The 20,894-nt window shown below is 46.7% G+C and carries 17 protein-coding genes and 1 riboswitch; of the genes, 6 read left to right on the forward strand and 11 right to left on the reverse strand.

The genetic code is table 11. The annotated features are described in order from the left end of the window. Window position 1 precedes the first annotated feature (1 nt). From PBN151_RS18865 to PBN151_RS18885, 5 genes are all read right to left on the reverse strand, one after another. Window positions 2-1,231: a class I SAM-dependent methyltransferase gene (locus PBN151_RS18865; RefSeq protein WP_072730251.1), complete on the reverse strand. Its 1,230-nt coding sequence runs from the start codon at window positions 1,229-1,231 to the stop codon at window positions 2-4. Continuing rightward, on the reverse strand, window positions 1,228-2,316 hold the full coding sequence (gene rfbG, locus PBN151_RS18870) for a CDP-glucose 4,6-dehydratase (protein WP_072730328.1): 1,089 nt from the start codon (window positions 2,314-2,316) through the stop codon (window positions 1,228-1,230). The genes PBN151_RS18865 and rfbG overlap by 4 nt, the downstream gene beginning before the upstream one ends. Then, the gene (rfbF, locus tag PBN151_RS18875; protein ID WP_072730252.1) at window positions 2,313-3,071 is read right to left on the reverse strand and encodes a glucose-1-phosphate cytidylyltransferase; all 759 of its coding nucleotides are present in this window, start codon (window positions 3,069-3,071) and stop codon (window positions 2,313-2,315) included. Before rfbF ends, rfbG begins: the two co-directional genes overlap by 4 nt. Before the next feature lie 5 nt (window positions 3,072-3,076). Further along, the gene (locus tag PBN151_RS18880; protein WP_072730253.1) at window positions 3,077-3,835 is read right to left on the reverse strand and encodes a glycosyltransferase family 2 protein; all 759 of its coding nucleotides are present in this window, start codon (window positions 3,833-3,835) and stop codon (window positions 3,077-3,079) included. Window positions 3,836-4,047: 212 nt separating this feature from the next. Further along, window positions 4,048-5,160 (reverse strand): SGNH/GDSL hydrolase family protein, encoded by a 1,113-nt coding sequence (locus PBN151_RS18885; protein WP_072730254.1) that lies wholly within the window; start codon window positions 5,158-5,160, stop codon window positions 4,048-4,050. Window positions 5,161-5,323: 163 nt separating this feature from the next. On the opposite strand from PBN151_RS18885, the gene PBN151_RS18890 reads away from it, so the two are divergent. The 3 genes from PBN151_RS18890 (at window position 5,324) to PBN151_RS18900 (ending at window position 7,418) form a co-directional block, all read left to right on the forward strand. After that, window positions 5,324-5,611 (forward strand): alpha/beta-type small acid-soluble spore protein, encoded by a 288-nt coding sequence (locus PBN151_RS18890; protein WP_072730255.1) that lies wholly within the window; start codon window positions 5,324-5,326, stop codon window positions 5,609-5,611. 70 nt (window positions 5,612-5,681) lie between these two features. Beyond that, window positions 5,682-6,599, forward strand: a complete 918-nt coding sequence (locus PBN151_RS18895; protein ID WP_072730256.1) for an NAD(P)/FAD-dependent oxidoreductase — start codon at window positions 5,682-5,684, stop codon at window positions 6,597-6,599. Between the two features lie 201 nt (window positions 6,600-6,800). Further along, window positions 6,801-7,418, forward strand: a complete 618-nt coding sequence (locus PBN151_RS18900) for a class D sortase (protein WP_227774856.1) — start codon at window positions 6,801-6,803, stop codon at window positions 7,416-7,418. A gap of 73 nt (window positions 7,419-7,491) precedes the next feature. Here the strand turns inward: PBN151_RS18900 and PBN151_RS18905 are convergent, their stop codons facing one another. Both PBN151_RS18905 and PBN151_RS18910 read right to left on the reverse strand, forming a co-directional pair. Next, a complete protein-coding gene (locus tag PBN151_RS18905) occupies window positions 7,492-8,550 on the reverse strand; it encodes a CAP domain-containing protein (protein ID WP_072730258.1) in 1,059 nt (352 codons plus the stop codon). A gap of 128 nt (window positions 8,551-8,678) precedes the next feature. Beyond that, window positions 8,679-8,769, reverse strand: a riboswitch (cyclic di-GMP riboswitch). Window positions 8,770-8,898: 129 nt separating this feature from the next. Beyond that, window positions 8,899-13,938, reverse strand: a complete 5,040-nt coding sequence (locus tag PBN151_RS18910) for a SpaA isopeptide-forming pilin-related protein (protein WP_072730259.1) — start codon at window positions 13,936-13,938, stop codon at window positions 8,899-8,901. A gap of 344 nt (window positions 13,939-14,282) precedes the next feature. Here PBN151_RS18910 and PBN151_RS18915 point away from each other — a divergent pair, with 344 nt between their 5' ends. Then, entirely contained in the window at window positions 14,283-15,686 is a 1,404-nt protein-coding gene (locus PBN151_RS18915; RefSeq protein WP_175560751.1) for an alpha/beta hydrolase family protein, read from the forward strand. A 157-nt stretch (window positions 15,687-15,843) separates the two neighbouring features. On the opposite strand, the gene PBN151_RS18920 is transcribed toward PBN151_RS18915, so the two are convergent. From PBN151_RS18920 to PBN151_RS18930, 3 genes are read right to left on the reverse strand one after another with little or no spacing between them, the layout of a single operon-like run. Continuing rightward, window positions 15,844-16,119, reverse strand: a complete 276-nt coding sequence (locus PBN151_RS18920) for a hypothetical protein (protein WP_139295376.1) — start codon at window positions 16,117-16,119, stop codon at window positions 15,844-15,846. Window positions 16,120-16,178: 59 nt separating this feature from the next. Next, complete coding sequence (locus PBN151_RS18925; protein ID WP_072730262.1) at window positions 16,179-16,361, reverse strand: hypothetical protein; 183 nt, start codon at window positions 16,359-16,361, stop codon at window positions 16,179-16,181. A gap of 14 nt (window positions 16,362-16,375) precedes the next feature. Next, a complete protein-coding gene (locus tag PBN151_RS18930; protein WP_083545220.1) occupies window positions 16,376-17,035 on the reverse strand; it encodes a TetR/AcrR family transcriptional regulator in 660 nt (219 codons plus the stop codon). 188 nt (window positions 17,036-17,223) lie between these two features. Between PBN151_RS18930 and PBN151_RS18935 the strand changes: the two genes are divergently transcribed. Both PBN151_RS18935 and PBN151_RS18940 read left to right on the forward strand, forming a co-directional pair. Then, complete coding sequence (locus PBN151_RS18935; RefSeq protein WP_072730263.1) at window positions 17,224-18,198, forward strand: MerR family transcriptional regulator; 975 nt, start codon at window positions 17,224-17,226, stop codon at window positions 18,196-18,198. Next, a complete protein-coding gene (locus PBN151_RS18940; RefSeq protein WP_072730264.1) occupies window positions 18,195-19,025 on the forward strand; it encodes an alpha/beta fold hydrolase in 831 nt (276 codons plus the stop codon). The genes PBN151_RS18935 and PBN151_RS18940 overlap by 4 nt, the downstream gene beginning before the upstream one ends. Window positions 19,026-19,433: 408 nt before the next feature. On the opposite strand, the gene PBN151_RS18945 is transcribed toward PBN151_RS18940, so the two are convergent. Continuing rightward, complete coding sequence (locus tag PBN151_RS18945) at window positions 19,434-20,669, reverse strand: stalk domain-containing protein (RefSeq protein ID WP_072730330.1); 1,236 nt, start codon at window positions 20,667-20,669, stop codon at window positions 19,434-19,436. Window positions 20,670-20,894: the final 225 nt, after the last annotated feature.

Raw genomic sequence — 20,894 nt, forward strand, 5'->3', positions numbered from 1 at the left:
TTTACACCACTTCAATCACTGGAACAAGGATGACAAACTTCCCGCCCCATTCTCGGATATAAGCGCACTGCTCCATAATCTCTTCTTTCAAATTCCAAGGCAGTATAAGTACATAATCTGGACGTACTCGCTTCAGCTCCTCGGGACTGCGAATAGGAATTCGCGAACCAGGCAAATATAGCCCCTGCTTATATGGATTCTGATCCACCGTAAATGGAAGCCATGCCGTATGGAACCCGCAATAATTAAGCAGTGTATTGCCCTTCGCCGGTGCCCCATAACCTGCTACCAGCTTGCCTTGATTGCGAGCTTCCATCATGAATCGGACAATATCCTCCCGCATCTGTTCTACCTGCTGGGCGAACGCGGTATATGCCCGCCAGTCATGCAGTCCGTTCTGCCTTTCCTGTTCCAGAACCTTCTGCACAGCTGCTGCGGCCAATCTGTCCTTGTCCTCATGCATGATATACAAGCGCAATGACCCCCCATGTGTAGAAAGTTCTTCTACATCTGTTACTTGGAGGCCATGCATGGAGAATAGCTGTTGAGCCGAGAACAAGGAGAAGTAAGAAAAGTGCTCATGATATATCGTATCGAACTGCTTATATCGAATAAGATTGAGTACATGCGGAAATTCAATCGTTATGGTGCCTTCCGGATGGAGCAGCCGTTTCAGACCAGCGACAAAATCCTGGACGTCCGGAACGTGAGCCAGCACATTGTTCGCTACGATTAGATTCCCGCTAATCCCCTCGTCCTTAACGAGCTCTTCCGCCAGTCGTTGTCCGAAAAACTCTGCCTTCGTCGGGATTCCCTTATCCCTCGCAAGTTGAGCCACATTGCTTGCTGGTTCTATGCCCAGTGTTCGTATGCCCTGCTGATGGAAATACTGCAGTAAATAACCGTCATTGCTCGCAATCTCGATGACCTGTGAATCACCGTTCAGTTGAAATCTGCGAATCGCCATGTCTGTATATTGTTCTGCATGCTTCAGCCAACTTGTAGAATAGGAGCTTAAATATAAGTAATGCTTGAATATACTAGCCGGGCTCGCGAACTGATCAAGCTGTACGAGACAACAAGTATCACATACGTACGAATGGAGCGGATAATGGGGTTCGGCATTCCCCAATTCCTCTGGTGTTAGGAAGGCATTTGCAAGTGGAGATTGTCCTAAATCAATAAAGGTATGCACAAGCTGTGTACCGCATATCCGACAATGTGAGTTCATTCGCCTTCTCTTCCTCCTTCTCTGCGAACATAATCGACGATCTGCCGCTCTGATAGCAGTCTAGCATTCATTCCTGCACGATGCTGCTGATGCCAGGACATCGTCCATGCCACAGCCTCCCTGATAGACAACTTCGGATGCCAGTTTAATAGCTGTGCTGCCTTGTTGCTATCCAGAGATAGTCTGGGAGCTTCATAGCGAGTGGCTGCTTGTTCTAGCACCACTTGTATGTCTACCTGCCAGATCTCTGCTGCCATTTGAATGATATCTTGAACGGTTGTGTCTGGCTGTTCCAGCGGCCCGAAGTTCCATCCATCTGCGTATTGCGGATGGTCCCACAACTTCTCCGCGAGAAGCAGATAACCGTGCACGGGCTCCAACACATGCTGCCACGGTCGTACCGCGTTTGGGTTCCGAACAAGCAGTGGTTCAGAGGCGGAACAAGCTCTTATTACATCCGGCAGAAGGCGAGATTCTGTCCAATCCCCGCCGCCAATGACATTGCCTGCCCGAACGGAAGCCATTCTAGGCCCTTGTCCATCCTCGCTGCGAAAATAGGAATCCCGATAGCTTGCTGCAATGATCTCGGCACATGCCTTGCTTGCACTATAAGGATCATGACCGCCTAGCGGATCCTCTTCGCGAAATGAAAGCGTCGTTTCCCCAGTATTGCGATAGCACTTGTCGCTCGTTACATTGATAACAGCACGAACGCTAGCTGTATGACGAACCGCCTCCAGCAGATACACCGTTCCCATTGCATTCGTGTGGAAGGTGCTTACCGGATGTTCATAGGATGTTTGTACGAGCGGCTGTGCAGCCAAATGGAACACAATCTCCGGCTCGTACTCCGACATCACCTTCAGCAGAGCCGAATAATCATTCACATCTCCAATAATGGAATCCCTACTCAAGGCTTGAATATTCGCAGCATTGTACAGGTTCGGCTTCGTACTCGGTGGTAAGGCGTATCCAACAACCTCCGCACCCATCAAGGACAACCACATCGTCAACCAGGATCCCTTGAAGCCTGTATGTCCCGTAACAAGAACCTTCTTTCCCTGCCAAAAAGTTTCATTGATCATGCCTGCCACACCTTCCATGGCGCTTGTCCCCGTTCCCACAAGTCCTCCAATTTCTTCTTATCCCGCATTGTGTCCATCGGGTGCCAGAAGCCATGATGCTCATAAGCCATAAGCTGCCGCTGGCGTGCTAGTTCGGTTAAGACATCCGTCTCCCATACGGCAGCATCGTCAAGAATATATGGGAACACGTCAGGCTCCAATACAAAGAAGCCTCCATCCCCTGCAGGCTTCTCTGTAAAATCGATGACCTGCTGCTGCGCCAAGGCAAGCGAACCGAATCTTCCTGGGGGTTGAACTGCCGTTACTGTCGCATATTTGCCATGGGATTGATGATACGCAATCAATTCAGCAATATTTACATTACTAACTCCATCTCCATAGGTGAGGCAAAAGGTAGAGTCGCCAACATACGCTTGAACCCGCTTAATCCGTCCTCCCGTTTCTGTCCCCTCACCAGTATCGATTAATGTAACCTTCCACGGAACAGCATTGTCCCCATGATAGTCAACAGTGTTACTACCCATATCTAACGTGAAATCCGTATGCCGCATATAGTAATGGATGAAATATTCTTTTATGGCGTAGCCCTTGTACCCCAGACAAATGATAAACTCACGAATTCCATAATGGCTGTACAGCTTTATAATGTGCCACAGTATCGGCTGGGGGCCAATCTCGATCATCGGCTTTGGCTTGACCTGCGTCTCCTCACCGATTCTCGTTCCGTATCCGCCTGCAAGTATGACTGCCTTCATACAGCTCACCTCCATACACGCTGATAATCAGGATGATGACTTAAATCAGTCGCTTGGTTCACATAACTGTTATATCTCCGCTCTAATTCTTCGCGGGTAACGAGATGCTGTAGCCCCATGCTTCGATAAATACTGCCTTCCGAAAGGGTTGGTCCAATCTGCAACTTTCGAAGCCGTGTTTCCTCTGTCCATGGGCTATAGAAAAACTTGATAACAATGGCTGGATACGGATTATCATTGAAGGGGTAATCGATAAACGGATGGGAAGAGAAGTGTCTTCCTGGAGCATAATTACCCCGAGGGTACTTATGAATGAATCGGCCGGTATCAGGCAAAATAAAACCATGATGGCGCTGCTCTACTAAAGGCTTGGCTGGATCCGGCTCATCATATCCGTAGTTAGGGTCATCAATTAGCATAATCGTACGAAGAGAGTACATACTGCTGCCCATCTCATCCAGCGAAGAAAAGAACTTATTCTTATCAGGGAAACATAAAAATTCCGTTGTATTCAACGCCATTTTCCAGCCCATGCACTCTTCCTCGATTTCCATGACCTCTATATCAACCTGTTCTGCGTCAAATGTAGGGACTTTGGAATCTCGAACCTCCCAATGGGGAACTAATTGTCGGCAAATTTCAACAGAGCGATCCGTCGACCCTCGATTGATGAGAACTCCATGATCAAAAAGTGAAGCATGATGCTTCAGCCACCACGGCAGTAAATATTCCTCATTGTAGAAGTGAGAGATTACAGTTCTCATGTTTTCCATACCTCCTTTTCCTATTACTATATGAATCTCAAATAATAGAAGCCTCTCATAATCGTTCCTATATACATACCTTTTTTCATCGCCATTGTCCGGTTCTGCTTCTTCCATCAACGCCTAATACGATAAAAAAGGCGGCCCTTGGTTGGGCCACCTCTCAATCATTCCGTATGCAACTAGCTCCCTGCTTATTGTGTAAGGCTATATTAAGAATTGCTTGCCAGTATTTCTCGCAGTACTGGCTCCAGTCCATCAGCCATCTGCACAAACCCTAGATCGGTAGGATGAGTGCCGTCCACGAAGCATTCAAGAGCATGCTGTGGAAGAAGCTGTTCACCATCACAGAAGTAGATATGACGATCCCCTGCTTGCCGCAAGGATTCCACTAGCGTCATCTGCATGTGCTTGCGCACTTGATGCAGTCTGGAGTCCTCCTCATCGAAGCGTGTGAAGGAGAATGCAAGTCTCGATAATATAAGAATCGGAACTTCTGGATACACTTCACGATAAATCCGTACGAATCGCGGCAGTGTCTCCGCATATCGTTCTGGCGAGACGCTGTTCGCTTCGTAGTCCAGAATAAGACAAGCTGGATCGGATATAGATGCAATAATATGAGCTAGCTCGGCCTCTCCTTTTCCATGGCCAGAGAAGCCTAAGTTAATGAATTCACGATTGATTCTTCGACTAAGAATGTTCGTGTAACACATTCCAGGACGCATGGCACATGCCCCTTGGGTGATGGAGGTTCCGTAAACAATAACCTTGCCTGGATCCTCATAGGCAGGCGGGGACTCCACGATGGCATCCCTTTTCAACCCGACCATAATCTCCTCTACCCCTTGATACAGCGGGAAGTTCAGAACGACAAGCCTTTTCTGTGCTTCATCTCGGAAAAATAGGACAGACTCATACTCAGAATCTCTAGGATTCCATCCTGCCGTCGTACTTCGGTAGTGGAGATGTCCATCCGCTTCCACATAGCAATCGAAGCCGCACTGCCCCGTCGCCGACATATGATACATGTCGTGTGGGCCAGATAACTTCACCCGCAGGAACAGCTTCGAAGAGTCCGTCACGAAGCGGATCTGACCGCCTGCTGTATGATTCGCCAGCCATTCGACCCCCTCTGGAATCTTATGTTCGGGCGAGATGGGGAGTCGCCGATATCTTCCCTCCATAGACAGCCAGTGGAATCCAGCAATGGCAAACGGTGCTTCAAGCGGCGAATGCCAGACCACATCGGATGTGTTCGTCCTCTGCTGCTCCACAGTCAACTCTGCTTCCTTCACTTGTACATCTTGATATTCCGAATCCATTTGCAAGCTCCTCTCGAATGGTGTGCTTACCCAAACAGACACTTACTCACTGGATTATTTCTCCATAGTATATTCCTACTCCTCTTCATTTCTTACATAATTTCGATTGGGAGGGGGAATGTATGGAGAGTATCTATTTTGAAGACACAGGAGGAACACCATTATGTCCCGAAGAAGTCGTCGAAAGTTGCTTGTTACAGGTGCCGAGAACAGCGTCAATGCCTTTAAAGCCGAGGTCATGCGCCGCGAAGGATTTGCAGTAGATCCGAACCGGCCGAATGATGTCAAATATGAGGTAGCTAAGGAACTGGGTGTTCCGTTGCAAGAAGGTTACAATGGACAGTTGTCAACGGAAGATGCAGGCCGCGTTGGCGGACGAATCGGCGGCTCGATGGTGCGCGAGATGATTCGTCTTGCTCAGGAGAACTTGACGAAGAAGCATGGAGAGTAAGATCTCTTGCTTGGCATGTCAGGCATTATTTCATGAAATAATCATTCAGCAACGGTAGGAGTGTCTGCTTATGTGCTATGAGAGCATTATTATTGGCGGCGGCATAGCCGGTCTGCAAGCTGCCATTCAGTTGGGGAGATATCGACACCGCGTTCTGGTGATCGATAGTGGTTATGGCAGATCGACGATATGCCGTTCCTACCATAATGTGCTTGGATGGCCTGAGGGGGTATCCGGTTCCCAGCTTCGTCATTTGGGTAAACGACAGGCCACATCGTTAGGCATACATCTGCTTGAAGATACCGTGACGAGCCTCGCCCGTGATGACGAGCATGGCTTCGTCGTAACGACAACAGAGAACGGCCTCTTCACTGCACGTACACTCCTGCTCGCCACTGGAATCATGGATCGGATTCCATCATTGCCCAATCTTATGCCTTGCCTAGGCCTTACGGTGTACGTGTGCCCTGATTGCGATGGTTATGAAGTGAGCGGTCGTCGAACCATTGTGCTTGGTTCTGGCTCTACAGGTGCTGATATGGCACTAACGCTATTGTATTGGACCCGTGACGTCGTCTATGTGAATCACGAGCAGAAGCCCTTGTCTGCTGATCAAATGCACCAATTGGATGCTCAGCAAATTGAAGTAATTGAAGCACAGATTGAAGAAGTAGTATGTAAGGGAGAAGGTATCTTCAGTGGCGTGAGACTTTCCGATGGAAGGATCATTGATGGAGAGCGTGGATTTGTTGCCTTCGGAGGCAATGAGGTGAAGTCCTCCCTCGCAGAGCAGCTTGGGATAGAGCGGCATGAAAATAAACACATTATGGTGGATCCACGTACGAAAATGACCAATGTTCCCAACGTATGGGCGGCAGGAGATGTGTGTGTGCATTCGGAACAGGTTACGATTGCGATGGCGGAAGGTTCACAAGCTGCCATTTGGATGCATAAAGCAATCCTTCAGCAGGCTTCCCCTAAGGAATGATCCTCATCATCTTAGATTGCTGACGCCTCCTTCCAGCATCCGGTTGCTGCAATTGAGCTTCACTGCTGCTATCCGATTCCCTACGAAACCGCGCCTACCATCATGGTGGGTTATGGAAAACATATTGCTACATACGGTACAATAGAGGCACGAACATAGTCCGTTAAGGGGGTGCCTCTTATTACGAAGAAGAATCAAATCATGTCCAGATTGCTCGGTGTCACGGCTCTCTTGTTTCTTCTTGCTGGGCTAGCTCTTATCTTATATCCAAAGTGGAACCAATACAATGAGCAACAAAGAGAGCTTCGGCTCCTTACGGAGTGGGACAACTTGCCGCAAAACAGCATTCAAGTAACCTCCAAGACACAAACCGATTCAACCACACCAAAAAAACAGGAGCCTAAATCCATTGACGGTCTCCTTGTATATGGGGCAATATCGATCGACAAAATCGATCTGCGGGAACCTATGGTAGAAGGAGCCACACCTGCCTCTCTCAAGGTTGGAAGTGGAATCGTTGTCCCTGGCCGAATGCCGGGCGAGATCGGCAACTTTGTATTGGCGAGCCATCGCAGTCTGACATTCGGCAGACACTTCAACAGGCTCAATGAGTTGAAAAGAGGCGATAAAGTTCAATTAGAAACGTCGGATCAGACCTACACGTATACCGTGCAATCGAAATCCATCGTGACCCCAGAAGATCTGTCCGTTCTCGATCAGAATCCAACGGATCGGGAGCTGACACTTATCACCTGTGATCCAATCGACACAGCCACACACCGGCTTATTGTGAAGGCTGTCATGGAGAAGACTCCATAACGCCGCAACAATCAAAGACGCCTCCAACACCACTGTTTCTGTGGGATTGAAGGCGTCTTTTTACCACGGCCTGCTAGCTTCGTGGCGTATAGAAGTTTTCCGTGTAGTAGACTTTCGATTTACCTCCGAAAAATACGCCCACACCCATTCGCGTATAATCTCCTAATATGTTAGCACGATGCCCTTCCGAGTTCATCCAGTTCTCATGAACGAAGATGGCACTCGTCTGGCCGGCGGCAATATTCTCTCCTGCGGACTTATATACGATTCCGTCTGCCTTTATTCGATCGAACGGCGACTTGCCATCCGGATTATTATGATCGAAGAAGCTTCTTACTCCCATATCACCGCTATGCTCGCGTGCTGTTCCCGCGATCTTATCGTTCCATTGCAGCGGCTTCTTGCCATTCCGTACGCGAACCGCGTTCGTTAAATCGAATATTTGCTGCTCGAAGCTTGTCCGCAATTGCTCGCTAGGCGTTCCGAAGTAGCCCTTGAACGACAATTCCACAGCTTCAGCAATAAATTGGACAGCTGTTACCGTGCCGCGCTGATTCACATCATAGAACACCGTCGCATAAGCGTCGCCCACCTTGTGCATACTGTACGTTCCACCGTTATCCTTGTAATTGTAGATCGTATTGCCTTTCTTAATTCGACTGATGGAAGACCCGTAGGCTGCTGTAACTTCCTGCTTCGTCGAACCAAATCCAATGCTGCCATAATCAGCCTTAGCATTCGAGTATAGAGCTACAACTTTCTTGTTGAGCACACCGACCTGCACATACTGCTTATAATCCTTGTTATAGATGTACCACTCGAACCCGTACTCGCTTACGTCTTTGCGTGCTGGTTGGCCCAGCCGCTCGAAGAGCTGCTTCTCACTCATACCGAGCGAAATGCCCTGAACCTTGACTCCTGCCGCCTGTACATTCAACAATTCTGATGCAGCAGTCCCGCTTCCGCTAGTTTCATCCGCTGCATAGAGAGTTGTCTGTGGCATGAACATGCCGAACAGCAATGCAGCACTAAGCCCTATTGCAATTCTTCGCTTGCTGCCTACCAATGATTGTTTTTCTTCTACTTGCCAGTTTGCGTTGTTGTCAGTCGTTTCCGTACAACGTGTCCGCATCCTTACCATCTCCCATTCTTTGACGTTATCCGCTCGAATGAGATGAACACCAGGGGCGCTTCTTGTTATACAAAAAAAGCGCCACCCTAATGGCGGCGCACTTAAATAGACGCTCGTATTGTCGCAATTAGGGCAACCCGGCTGTCATCGCATTGTGTAAATGCATTAGACCCGTGGCTTTGCGTCCCCTGCTTTCGCGAGGGTTTGCCATTATCCAAATGTAACCGTTATATGTCTATGGTAACATGCAACAGAACTGCTTGTACACTCCTGAACGATTGTAATCTTCTGTATGTGGACAGAATAGTAGGATACCCGCCAAGGAACTCTCCCTGGCGGTTCATCACATCAACGTCTTACAAATAATCGCTTCCGAGCAATCCACATGAGTGCTGCGGCAGTAATGAGAATCATACCGACGATTGGCGATGCAGGCGCTTCTTCACCAGTTTGCGGCAGCTTGCTGCCCGGCTTAGGATTCGGCTTCTTCGAATCCGTCTTGCCTCCTAGATCTGCATCATCAGGATTTCCTTCATCATCCTTGTCACCGTCTGGATTGCCCATGTTTCCACCCGGCTCCGTCGTATTTCCTGTATCGGGATCTGTCGTCTCACCAGGTACCGTAGGCTGATCAGGGTCAGTCGTCGTTCCAGGCGTTGTTGGCGTTGTTGGCGTTGTTGGCGTTGTTGGCGTTGTTGGCGTTGTTGGCGTTGTTGGCGTCTTTGGAACTGTAGGATCGACGATCTGCCCAGGGACCGTTGAAATGTTCGGATCTGTCTTAGGAGGTGTCTTGTCGTCTGGCTTGCTTGGCTCCCACGGTTCATAAGGATCCGTCTTGCCCCCTCCCCCTCCATCGGTATAACGAACATTCTCGACCGTAACGACAGTCAACTGCCCTCTCGTAATTTCGAACCCATTCAATGTAGTGTTGCGAATATAACCGCTTGGAGCCTCTGTTTCCTCGAAGAAGTATTTCCCCGGCTTCAAGGCTGGAAGGGATGCTTCTCCGTTTGTATCCGTCGTTAAGATCGGAAGCTCTACTCCTGCCTCATCTTTAACCGGCTGCTTCTCCGCATCCAGAAGGCGGAACTTGGCACCAGACAGCTTTTTCTCTTTATTGTCATAAGCAATCTTAATCAGCTTCACTGAACCCGTCGGCGGCAAAGCGAGTGTATTACGCACAATGACTACTGCTTCCTTGCCAGCGTTCACATCAAACTCGATTAATTCCGTGTTCAACACATATCCGACTGGCGCCTTCGTTTCTTCTGCATAATACTTGCCCGGATTCAGGTTCGGAATCGTGACTTCGCCATGCTCATTCGTGATTAGCAGCGGCAATTCCACGCCTGCTTGATCCTTGACTGGCTGCTTATTCGCATCCAGCAATCGGAACTCCGCACCTGGCAATTTCCTTTCTTCATTGGCCGCATCAACTTTAACCAACTTAGCAGTTCCGGTCTTAGGCACTTCAGGCTCACGTGTATTCGGTACCTTCACTTCAGCTACTGCCTTCTTGCTTACTGTGAATTCGAATAAATCACCGTTCAACACATACCCTACCGGTGCCTTCGTTTCTTGCGCGAAGTATTGGCCGGGATTCAGATTCATAATGATCAATTGGCCATGTTCATCCGTTACCAACTGTGTCAATTCTTTGCCTGTTTGATCCTTGGCTAGCTGCTTATGTGCATCAAGGATGCGGAATTCTGCACCAGGGAGTGTAGTATTCGTGCCTGCCGCCACTTTAATGACTTTCACCGTTCCTGGAACCAGTTTGTTCAAGACGGTAATCGGTGTGTCCGTTCCGTTCTTGACTTCAACTGTAATCGGCTGAGTATTGAGCACATACCCTTCTGGAGCTGCCTTTTCTACTAAAGTGTAAGTACCGCTCTTCAAATTATCGAAGCTCAGTATACCATCTGCAACAGTTTGCTTCGTGGCAATGATATTCCCTTTGGCATCTTTAAGGACAAATTCTGCACCAGAGAGCAACGCACTGCCAGCTTCATCTTTCTTAATTACAGTAATGGAGCCAGGAAGTGATGTGTTCTCAACCGTACGCGTTGCTAATGTTGTCTGATCCTTTTTAATCTCAAATTGTATTGGCTTTGGATTTGAATCCAACTTATATCCCTCAGGAGCCCTTACCTCAATAAGTTGGTATTTGCCTCCGGGTTGGAGTTCTTTCAGCCTAAGCTTCCCGTTTTTATCCGTCTGCTCATCCGTTCTACCAGGAACATCCTGATACACATCATGTTCATCCTTTAATTGAAGCTTGAAGATGGCACCCTGCAGCCCCTTGGATGGATAATCCGCATCGACCTTGGTCAACTCGAATTCCCATACGCCTTTCGTGTTTTTGATGACTTCTATTTGCCCGTCTTTTTTGAACGAAACAGAGCTCCAACCATCACCTTGAATAAAATACCCTTTTGGTGCTTCTACTTCTTTGAGCTTATATTTTCTAAATCTCTTATCTGTAAATGTTGCCTCACCATTCTTATCAGTAACTAATTTCTCTAGTAAGACAGTTCCCGATTGATCATAGAGTTCAAATTCAACTCCTGGCAGCGTGATTTTTTCATTGTTTGCATCTACTTTTTTAATAATTAATTTACCGCGTCCAGAAGGATTTGCTCCTCCTCCAGCTCCAGAGAGGCTCACCTGAATTTGTGCCTCTTTGTTACCTTGACCAACTATTTGCCCCTTAAAAGACACATCATTGGTAATGACATCACCGTCATTAGCATCAATATAGGATTGATACTCCAATCGGTACGATGTTTCCAGACTGTCAAGGAACGTAAGCGTGAAGGTTTGCCCGTTAAATTCAAGCTTCGCTACGCTGTCCAGAGGCTCAACCAGTGTTCCGCCAGTCTGTGCTCCTGCCTCTCCCGCTCCAAGCTTATAGAGCTTAATCGATTTTTGATCCAATGTGTGACCCTTTGACAAGGTATCTGTTAGAACCGCACCTTTGTCAATAAAGGACTGGCTTCGGTTAATGAAAACTTTCCATAATGCAAGATCAGATTTCTCACCTTTCCCTTGCTCGCCTTTCTTGGATACATACTCTCCGCCAAATGCCGGTGGAACTTCTGCCGACTTCTCGAATACTTTCTTCCCGGCATCGCCCATATCATACACTTTGGCATTATTCTTATAAGTTTTATATACCTGTTTACCTTTCAAACTAGTATCATACGTAATACGATATGCCGTATTGATCGGCTTCTTCGTGAAGATAATGACGATACCGTCTTGACCGTTTTCACTCACATTTTGGAACGTATAATCGGAGATTTCCGTTCCTTGCTTAACGTCATTTTCTCCGCCATTAAGATTTAATTCATACACCTTCAAGGAACCCGTTACAAAATCTTGCCCCTCTGTGTAAAAGTCCTTAACGACCGCTTCCTTAATCTCATTTAAATTGTAATTGAAGTCAATTTGCCATGTGATCACTTTTGTTATCGCATTGTAGCTGCCTGTTTTGTCTCCATTTGCAACCGTATATTTATCCGGTTTCGCTTTTCCAGTTACTTTGATATAAGGAACCTGAGGAGCTTTTTCATTCCAATCCACAAGTTTTGCTGTGTTGATTTCTTCCTTGGTGAATTTATTAGGATCAAACTTTGTTGCATATGTGATTTTATGCTTTGTTTCGATTTTCTCGATGAGAATTTCAAAGCCTGCAGCCGTCTTTGTTACGGTGTAATCTTGCCCTGCTACCAGCTTCTTCTGTGTACCAACCTCTTCAATTACAACGCTGCTTGGTACAAAATCAAATACATCCGTACTGAACGTGTCCTCAATTTTAACTTTATTCATTTTTTTACTATCAGAGTTAATTGTTAATGTCCAAGTAACCTCTTTATTCTTAAAGTCAACAATACCGTCAGATTTGCTGAAAATGACCTGATCAATTGGTTGTTTTCCAACTTCTGTTGTACCATCATGTATTTCCACACGATTCGTAACTTCTGTGCTGTTGTACACACGGTTAACAGATTTCGTTTTGTATTCAATTTTATAGGCACTGCTAATCGATTTTTTAAATTTCAACTCGAAACCGTTCGCTGTTGGTCCGACGATGTAATCTTTCCCTTGTTCAAGTGCAGGAACCGATTTCTCCACAGCTGCGCCTGAATCCTTGATTGTCATCTCTTTAACGACAAACGATGTTTCATCCAGCTTTTGGAGATTATTCTTATCGAAGAAATCCTTAATCCACGCATCCTTTTGATCAATGGTTCGCTCATTATAGTTGTACTCAATTGTCCATGTAATCGTCTGTGTACTAGAATCGTAATGAACTGATTTCTTGTTTAACGGTTTGCTGAATGTAATTTCCACTTCTTTTGTAACTTCATATGGCTTGGGAAGCGTATCTCCTGTCAGCTGCGCTGAATTTTTAAATGATTTTGTTCGATAGTCTGTTCCATCTTTATAGCCAGACAAGTCAGTAATTATCGTTGCATATTCAACTCGATAAGCCTGATCGATATCGCCAAAAGCAATACTAAATTTGGAATCCTCAGGATTTATCGTAAACTTGTTAGTAACATCGGCTCCCTTTATCGCTTCACCACCATCACGACGAACGTTTATTTCGTATATTTTGATGGAGGATTTGTCTAATACTAAGCCATTTGGAAGCTCATCTCCCAATACTGCATTTATAATATTTTCACTGTTTCGATTCAGTTCGATATTCCAATTGATATTTTTCGGATTCCTCGTCTTATCTGGTGAGCCAGATTTGGTCATATTGCTTTCATTTTTACTTTTGAAATTAATGACGAAGGAAAATCCGATATCATCAAACTTGATTTCTTGCTTGGTTCCTCCATCAAATTTGCTTTCGTCAAATTCCCGCCAAACTTCAAAAAAACCTGCCAGGCCTTGACCATTATTAATTTCATCATTAAAGGTGAATGTCACCTCACCATTCTTCGTTACAACGTAAGTACCAACAGTATCACTTCCACCTTCAAGATCACCAGTTAATTCCCGATCCACTCCAAATTGATCAGGCAATTTGAACTTGAATGTAGAGCCAGTACCATACTTATGTCCGTCCTCAAGCTTCCAGTCAAAAATGATTTGTACCTTATCGCCGATATCAGGGCGGACTTTGGTAATATTATTACCAGCCTTATCCTTTATGGTTACTTTCGTTATAATATTTTCATTTATCTCCCCATAAGTTGCCTTCGTCACACTAGGGGCATTCCCGTAAGTCGCATCTGTTACACTCTGCGCTGTACGATTAGAACTATCATCTAGCAATCCATCAAATGCACTCACCATAGTAGGTGGGAACACAAGATTTAATAGCAACGCAATTACTAAAAATACATATAAGGTCTTTCTACGTTCTTTCATGTCTCGTAACATTCACCTCTTCAGCTTTAGTTCGAGCTTCAACTTCATTTCCCGTAATCGGTTAATAAAGTGCAGCTCCCCCCTTCCTTACCGGCTCTATGTATAGCTGCTTCTGCTTCAACGATTAGGCGAGAGTCTACTTACACAATAATCCATGATTCTGAACAAAAACTGAAACATACGCGGTTCACTCTTTAAACGAATTTTAAACGAACGATCGACCTCTCCTTAATCTTCACCCTTTACGCTCAATAGACAGAGGCAAGTACGCTCTGAAGAACGGGAGGAATAGGAACGTTATGCGGCTCTATGAAATATTGCTGGCTTTCTCTTGCTTTGCATTATTGATAAGTACTCTATTTACACACAAACTGCCCCGGCTAACCGGCATCGTAGCCAGTACAATCAGCATGTCCATTCTCACGCTGCACTTGTGGCAAGAGGGTTATCGATGGCAGATGTTCGGCGTGTACAACCTAACTATCGTAGTAACGGGGAGTCTATGTTGGAAAAGTATACGGTCATCTAGCACGTTCAATCTGTGGAAATCTGTGCGCTATACTTTATTTGGCCTATCCTGCGTCGTAATCACATTGACCGTCTTGTTGTCGTCATGCTTGCCTGTTTTTCAGCTGCCGAAACTGGAGGGCCCCTATCAAGTAGGCACATTTGCGATGTCGCTAACGGATGAAGGTCGAGAGGAGATCTATACAGAGAATGGTGGAGATAAACGTAAAATCCTTGTGCAATTCTGGTACCCCGCACAAGTAGATAATGTGCAGAAGACCGTACCTGTCTTTCCTGAGGATCCAAAGATGCTCGCGTCCTATAAAAAGGGATTATCATCATTTATCAGGCTCCCTGAACCGATATTCGATTATTGGAAGTACATCCGCAGCAATGCCTATGAAGAAGCAGCAGTACAGCCTACTTCCGTTCCCTATCCATTAATAATCATCAATCATGGAATGGGGACAACCCGATTGCTTCATGTGTCTCAAGCCGAACAGATGGCCAGCCACGGTTATATTGTCGCTTCCATCGACCATCCGTACAGCACAGTAGCTACAGCGTTTCCAGATGGCACAAATACAGACTATCGAACTACTTTCAACATGGATAATTTCTATACGGTAGGCAAATCTATCGGAACGGTATGGACGGAGGATGTGAATTTCGTCATTCGCCAGTTGGATGGCTTGAATACTGGTCACATGCCAAGCCCACTTACGGGCGCCATCAACATGGACAAGATTGGTGTCATGGGCCATTCCTTCGGGGGCGCGACCGCATTTAACGTCTTGAACACGAACCCCCGCGTCAAGGCGGCGGTCAATATGGATGGCTCTCTCTATGAATTAGACATCAATAGACTAGCCGACAAGCCCGCCCTATTCCTGAAGGCTGATAAGTTCACCGAGATGAAGGAGCAGCAGCGTAAGGGGCTTATTACAGATACGAAGATGAGCAGCATCATTGCACAAGAGCTTGCCATAATGGAGAAAGTAAAGCAGCACGGTGGAAGCATCATTCAATTGGAAGGTGCAAAGCATTATAATTTCACCGACCTGCAGCTCTATTCGAATCTCCTGCAATACGCCGGTATTACAGGAACAATCGATGGGTACAGAGGGGCATCTGTCGTCAATCACTATGTTCTGGATTTCTTCAATAAGAACCTGAAGGGTACTGGCGGAGCGCTGATGAAAGGCGCCAGCAGTGAATATCCCGAAGTTACGTTTCATTGATACACAATAGTAATGCTACTAGGCCGGGAAAGGCAGTCTTCCTTCCCTTCCCGGCCCCAGTCTAATGAAGATAAAAAATCAATTACAGGGTAAGAGTCCGATTTAATCATAAGTAATATACCGACGGTTGGTATCTATTTGTGCAAAAAAAGTTGTTCTACCCCTTACTTGAAATTCGGCGGACATTCCATACATTGATACCTGCAACCACAATTCCGGAGCCGAGCAAGCTTAATCCCCATCCCGTCTGACCAAGCCCAAGTACGACTCCTCCTACAGTCAGCAGCAGCAGTCCGATACCACCACTTATTATAGCACCTCTGTATGCCGCCTTCCGAGATGGGTGTGCAGCTTGATAAGCCTGATTCATTGCTCTCTTGTAGGTGCTGTCGGACAGCCTCTTCGTTGATTCAAGCAGCCTCTTATTTCTCATTTTCACGCTCTCCCCATCTCCAATTTCTTCCTTATCTTCATCACAGGCACCCCTCATTCTCACTTTGCAATTCCTAAGTTAATAACTGCACTTGCTAAAGCACATACGCCAAACAGAACCGCCCAGGTTGCCCAAGTGCTTGTATCGCCACGCCGCTTGCTCAGCACGAGTCCGATGATTCCCGCTATTAGAACCACACTCGCGATGACAGATCCAACTATAAATCCTACATGCATTTGCAATGTCATCTCCTCCTTCACTCTACATTCAGGAAAGCCCCCATGTTCTTGTATTGCTCCATCGCTTTCTGAATCAAGCTGTCGCTGACAACATCCACGCCTAATTGCTTCATCATTAGCTGCAGAAATTGGAGACGTCGAATGGTTCCCTCGATGTCTCGCATGAACAGTACCGGGTTCATCCATACGTTCAACAGCAGCAAGAACACTTCTGCGCATTCATCGGGATATTCCGTCCTAATCGATCCATCTTCCATCCCTTGCTTCATAATAGAAGCAAGCTGCTTCGCATCCTGCAGTACGCAATCCTTGATCCCATTCACGACAAACTGTGGATTATGGATCTGTGAGCATAGGAGAGCATCAAGAGAGTGCGCATCGTGATCGACTGCAAGAGCTTCCAATAGGGAAATGAGCTTCTCGCGGGCATTCGGTGCTTGAGTACTCTGTATTAAGGTCTGGAACATGTCTGCTGCACGATCTGAGCGCTGGTTCATAACCGCCTCCAAAATCTCTTCCTTGGACGTAAAGTGATGATAGATCGCTCCCTTGGACATTCCTACTTCATTAATAATGTCTTGAATACTCGTTTTGTCATAACCCTTTTCCATGAAGAGTTTTGCAGATACCGCCATAATCTGCTCCAGCGTCTGTTCTGGATATTTGTTTCTTGCCATACTGTTTTCCTCCTCCATTTTAATACCGACCGTTGGTATCTATAAGTATAATGTCATAATCACAGCCTTCCGTCAATGTTCTCCTGAGTCTGTTCTTTCTGCTATCCCGAATCCATTACCAAGAAAACGATTGACTCTCCCGTGACGGGAGACTCTATACTCGTAATAGAGAGAAGGGAGACATCAGGATGGAAGGATACTATTCAATCGGGGAAGTATCAAAACGGACTGGCGCAACCGTTAAAACGATTCGTTATTATGATGAAATTCAACTGCTGCCAGCTTCAAAGCTCAACTCCACCGGATATCGCTACTATAACGATGAAGATATCGCCCAGCTGGAGCTTATCTTATTACTGCGATACCTTGGCTTTGCTGTTCAGGAAATCAAGCAAATGCTGCAGCATGATATGCCAGTGTCCACTTCAATCCAGTGGCAGCTGGAGGCTATAGAGCAGCAGATCGAGCATTTAGGACAAATGAAGCAAATTCTTGTTCATGCCCAAGAGCAGCAGCATCGGGGAGCTCCACTTGCTTATCTGCACGACATTGCAGACATTGTCCATAAAAGCAGTCGGCAGCGGCAGCAATTTATCGCTAGCAAGATGCAGCATGCACTAAGTGCGAAGCAGCTGCCCGATCGTTGGCGAGAGCAAGTTCTTACCGCTTGTATTGGGTTCGTCCCGAAGGAGCAGGAGCTGACTGAGGATCAGCTTCACGCATGGTCAAGGATGAGTGCCATGCTGGACGACCCTGCCTTTGTCCAAGAAATAAATCAGAAGCTTAAACCATATTGGGATGCGATATCAAGCCAACAGCTTGACCCTTCCCCGTGGGGAGAGCAATATGTGACAATTACGAACACAGTCCTTGCCCTAATCGAAGCTGGAGAGAACGAGTGCAGTACAAAGATGCAGCAAGCCGCGCTTGATTACGTGTCGCTCGTCACCGGATCCACACCGCCTATTACACTGGATCTAGTGCGCTCCTTCCTCGAGCATGGGGAGGCAATGACTTCAGAGCGTGTTCAGCAATGGTGGGAGCTGGTTACTGCACTCAATCCATCGCTTGCTCCGCAGGCGCGAGCGCAACATATGATTGCGCGGACATTGGCATATATGGCCGGTGAATCTAAGTGGACGGCTGGAGGTGAATCAACATGACCATGGTTGATGCACAGCGTATTCCTGTTGCTGATGGACATATACATATCGCTTCCTATGGCATGAATCACGAGGAGCCTGTCATGCTGCTCCATGGCACCGCAGCCTATCATTATTGCTGGCGCATCGTAGCCGAGCAGTTAGCATCACAATATCGCATCTACTGTCTTGATTTGCTTGGTTCTGGGTTCAGCGATAAGCCGCGGACAGCCACATACAGCAAACGAGCACAAGCTAAGCGAATTCAGACTGTTATTGAAGCGCTAGACTGCGGTTCTGTCCATCTTGTCGGCCACTCCATGGGCGGTGAAATCGCGGTACACTTAGCCTTGCAGGCTCCTCATCTGGTGCGCAGCTTGACCCTCGTCGCTCCCGACGGCTTCCGCCGCGGTGTAGCCTCACCTGTGAAATGGGCTGCCCGCAAAGGCTGGATGGAAGGTATATTTCGTGGGGCGATGAAGCGCCAGTTGAAGCCGGGCACGCTTGCTCGGATGCTTCGTTTGCCACTGGAGCATATGACCCCTGCATTTATGGACAGCTGGACGAAGCCCTATCAGGATCCGAATATTCCTTATGTCATTGCCAAGACATTGGCTGACGACGATACAGGCGCCATCGCGCCTCGAGCCTCGGAGATCGCCACTCCCACGATGCTGATCTATGGCTCAACCGATAAGATGATTCCAATGCGGGTGTTCCGGCAATATGAACAGACAATACCCGGCATTTGCACAGAAATATATGACGGATTCGGCCACGTTCTTATGGAAGAATGCCCTGATCGGCTGGCAGCATCTATTCGTTCCTTTATCGACAAGATCAAATGAGGCATGATAAGTGGAAGCAGATCTACTTGTAACAAGAGAGGCACACAGTAACGCTGGTTGTTAGAATGCCAATAAGTTGTATAGAATACAACTTACGAAATCTGTTCGTAGGAAATAGACAGGTTATGTTGTATAGCATGCAGCATTTTTCCGTGGCAGAGGACAAATATGACCCGCTCAAAAAGGCTCTTGTTGCACAGTGTGCAGCATTGACCCGAAATCGGCCCTATTAAGCTCAACATTCTTGCATTTCATACAACACAACATGCCGGAAGCACACCCATCATTAAAAACAGGGGTGCCCCGAAGTCATGACTTTCGGAACACCCCCATAAGGAATTTATAGGATTGTGGTGTACAACACGCTCTATTCCAATAAAAAATGATAAGTGCTTGCTCGATTTCCTGTTACGATTTCAACGGAATTATATTTTTGTCGATCTGTGCTTTAGAGGATTCCCCAATGAGTCCTAATCTCCAAAATGCCGTTCCCTTCAGTTGATGACGCTTCGCAAGTCCAATCACGCTGCTAATCGTTTTCTCGTTCTCACTCCAAGTAGAAATGCCTAATACCAGCTTCTCCTTCGGTACTTCCTTCAGAGCAAGCTTAATCGCCCCATTTACTTGATCCAATGGCTCTGGTACATTCCCTTTTGTATATTCATACGCCATAATAATGAGATCATCTGCTACTGTGGCCAATGTCTTATAGTCATATCCTCGGTAAGCTCCATTCAGTGGATGAAGCGCCAGGGACAGCTTAAGATTAGCTGCCTTGGACTCTTTGGCAAGACGAGTCACGAATTCATTGTAATCCCGCTTTGCCTTCCCAATATCTCCAGACAAGCCCAACCCTTCAAAATCAAGCACGATGCCGGAGAAATTTTTGTCCGTTGCAAGCTGCACAATATCCGTAATCGCCTTATCGCGAAGCGCCGAATCCTCTAGCATTTTCGTCAGCTCGTTCTTCCGATCTGAAGCAAATACCATGAGATACGGACTAGTTCCTTCCTGCTTTGCCTGATCCACTATCCCCTCAGGTGTTATTTCTCCTGCAGCTTGGGGCCAATAGAAGTCTTTACCGCTCGTTGTGATCGTTCCATCTTCTTGAAGCCTTGCCCAGCCAAATCCCACAGTATCAAATTGAGGGATATACTGGCGCTCGCCGAAAGCTTTTACCGCATAAAAGGCCATACTGTACATCTTCTTTGGCGGTGACTGCAAGGAGACGACTTTCGTTTTCTGATCCCAGGATACCTGTGCACCGAACTGCTTACTGAAAAAGCTGAGCGGAATATAGGTCGTTCCGGTACGGGCGAACGGCGCTGCATTCAACTGCACGGCCTGTCCATTCACTTTGGCTGTCTTCTGGTTCAATTGCAGAACGACTACCTTCTTCCCATCTGCAGTCATTTGATTCGCCGTTACCGTCTTATCTTTCGCATTCCACAGCACTTCGATGCCGAGCGCTTCTGCGATTCCACGGAATGGAACCATCGTATTCCCCTGTACAATAATGGGCTCTGCCTGAAAATCTAGCGGATAGTTATCCAGCATAATCTTCGTCTTCATAGATTGACTGTTCCCAGCCGCCTCTGCGATGCCTGCTTGCTGCGGAAGAAGCAGCGTAGAGGTCAACAGCATAGACAACAGCGAACAGATAAGAAATCGCTTTTTCAAGAAAGCTCCCTCATTTCTTACAAGATTATGAGAGCGATTGCTCTATTACTCTCTCATTCGGATCTATTTTAACTTATTTCTCAATAGAATTCCTGTACTTCCTTAATGTTCCAATCCATTCGCAAGCCTGTCGCACCACATCTGCAAATCAGTCTCTATTTACATCAAAAATATCTCAATGGGAATGAT

It is taken from the genome of Paenibacillus sp. NAIST15-1 (assembly GCF_001894745.1).
GTDB lineage: Bacteria > Bacillota > Bacilli > Paenibacillales > Paenibacillaceae > Paenibacillus_B > Paenibacillus_B suaedae.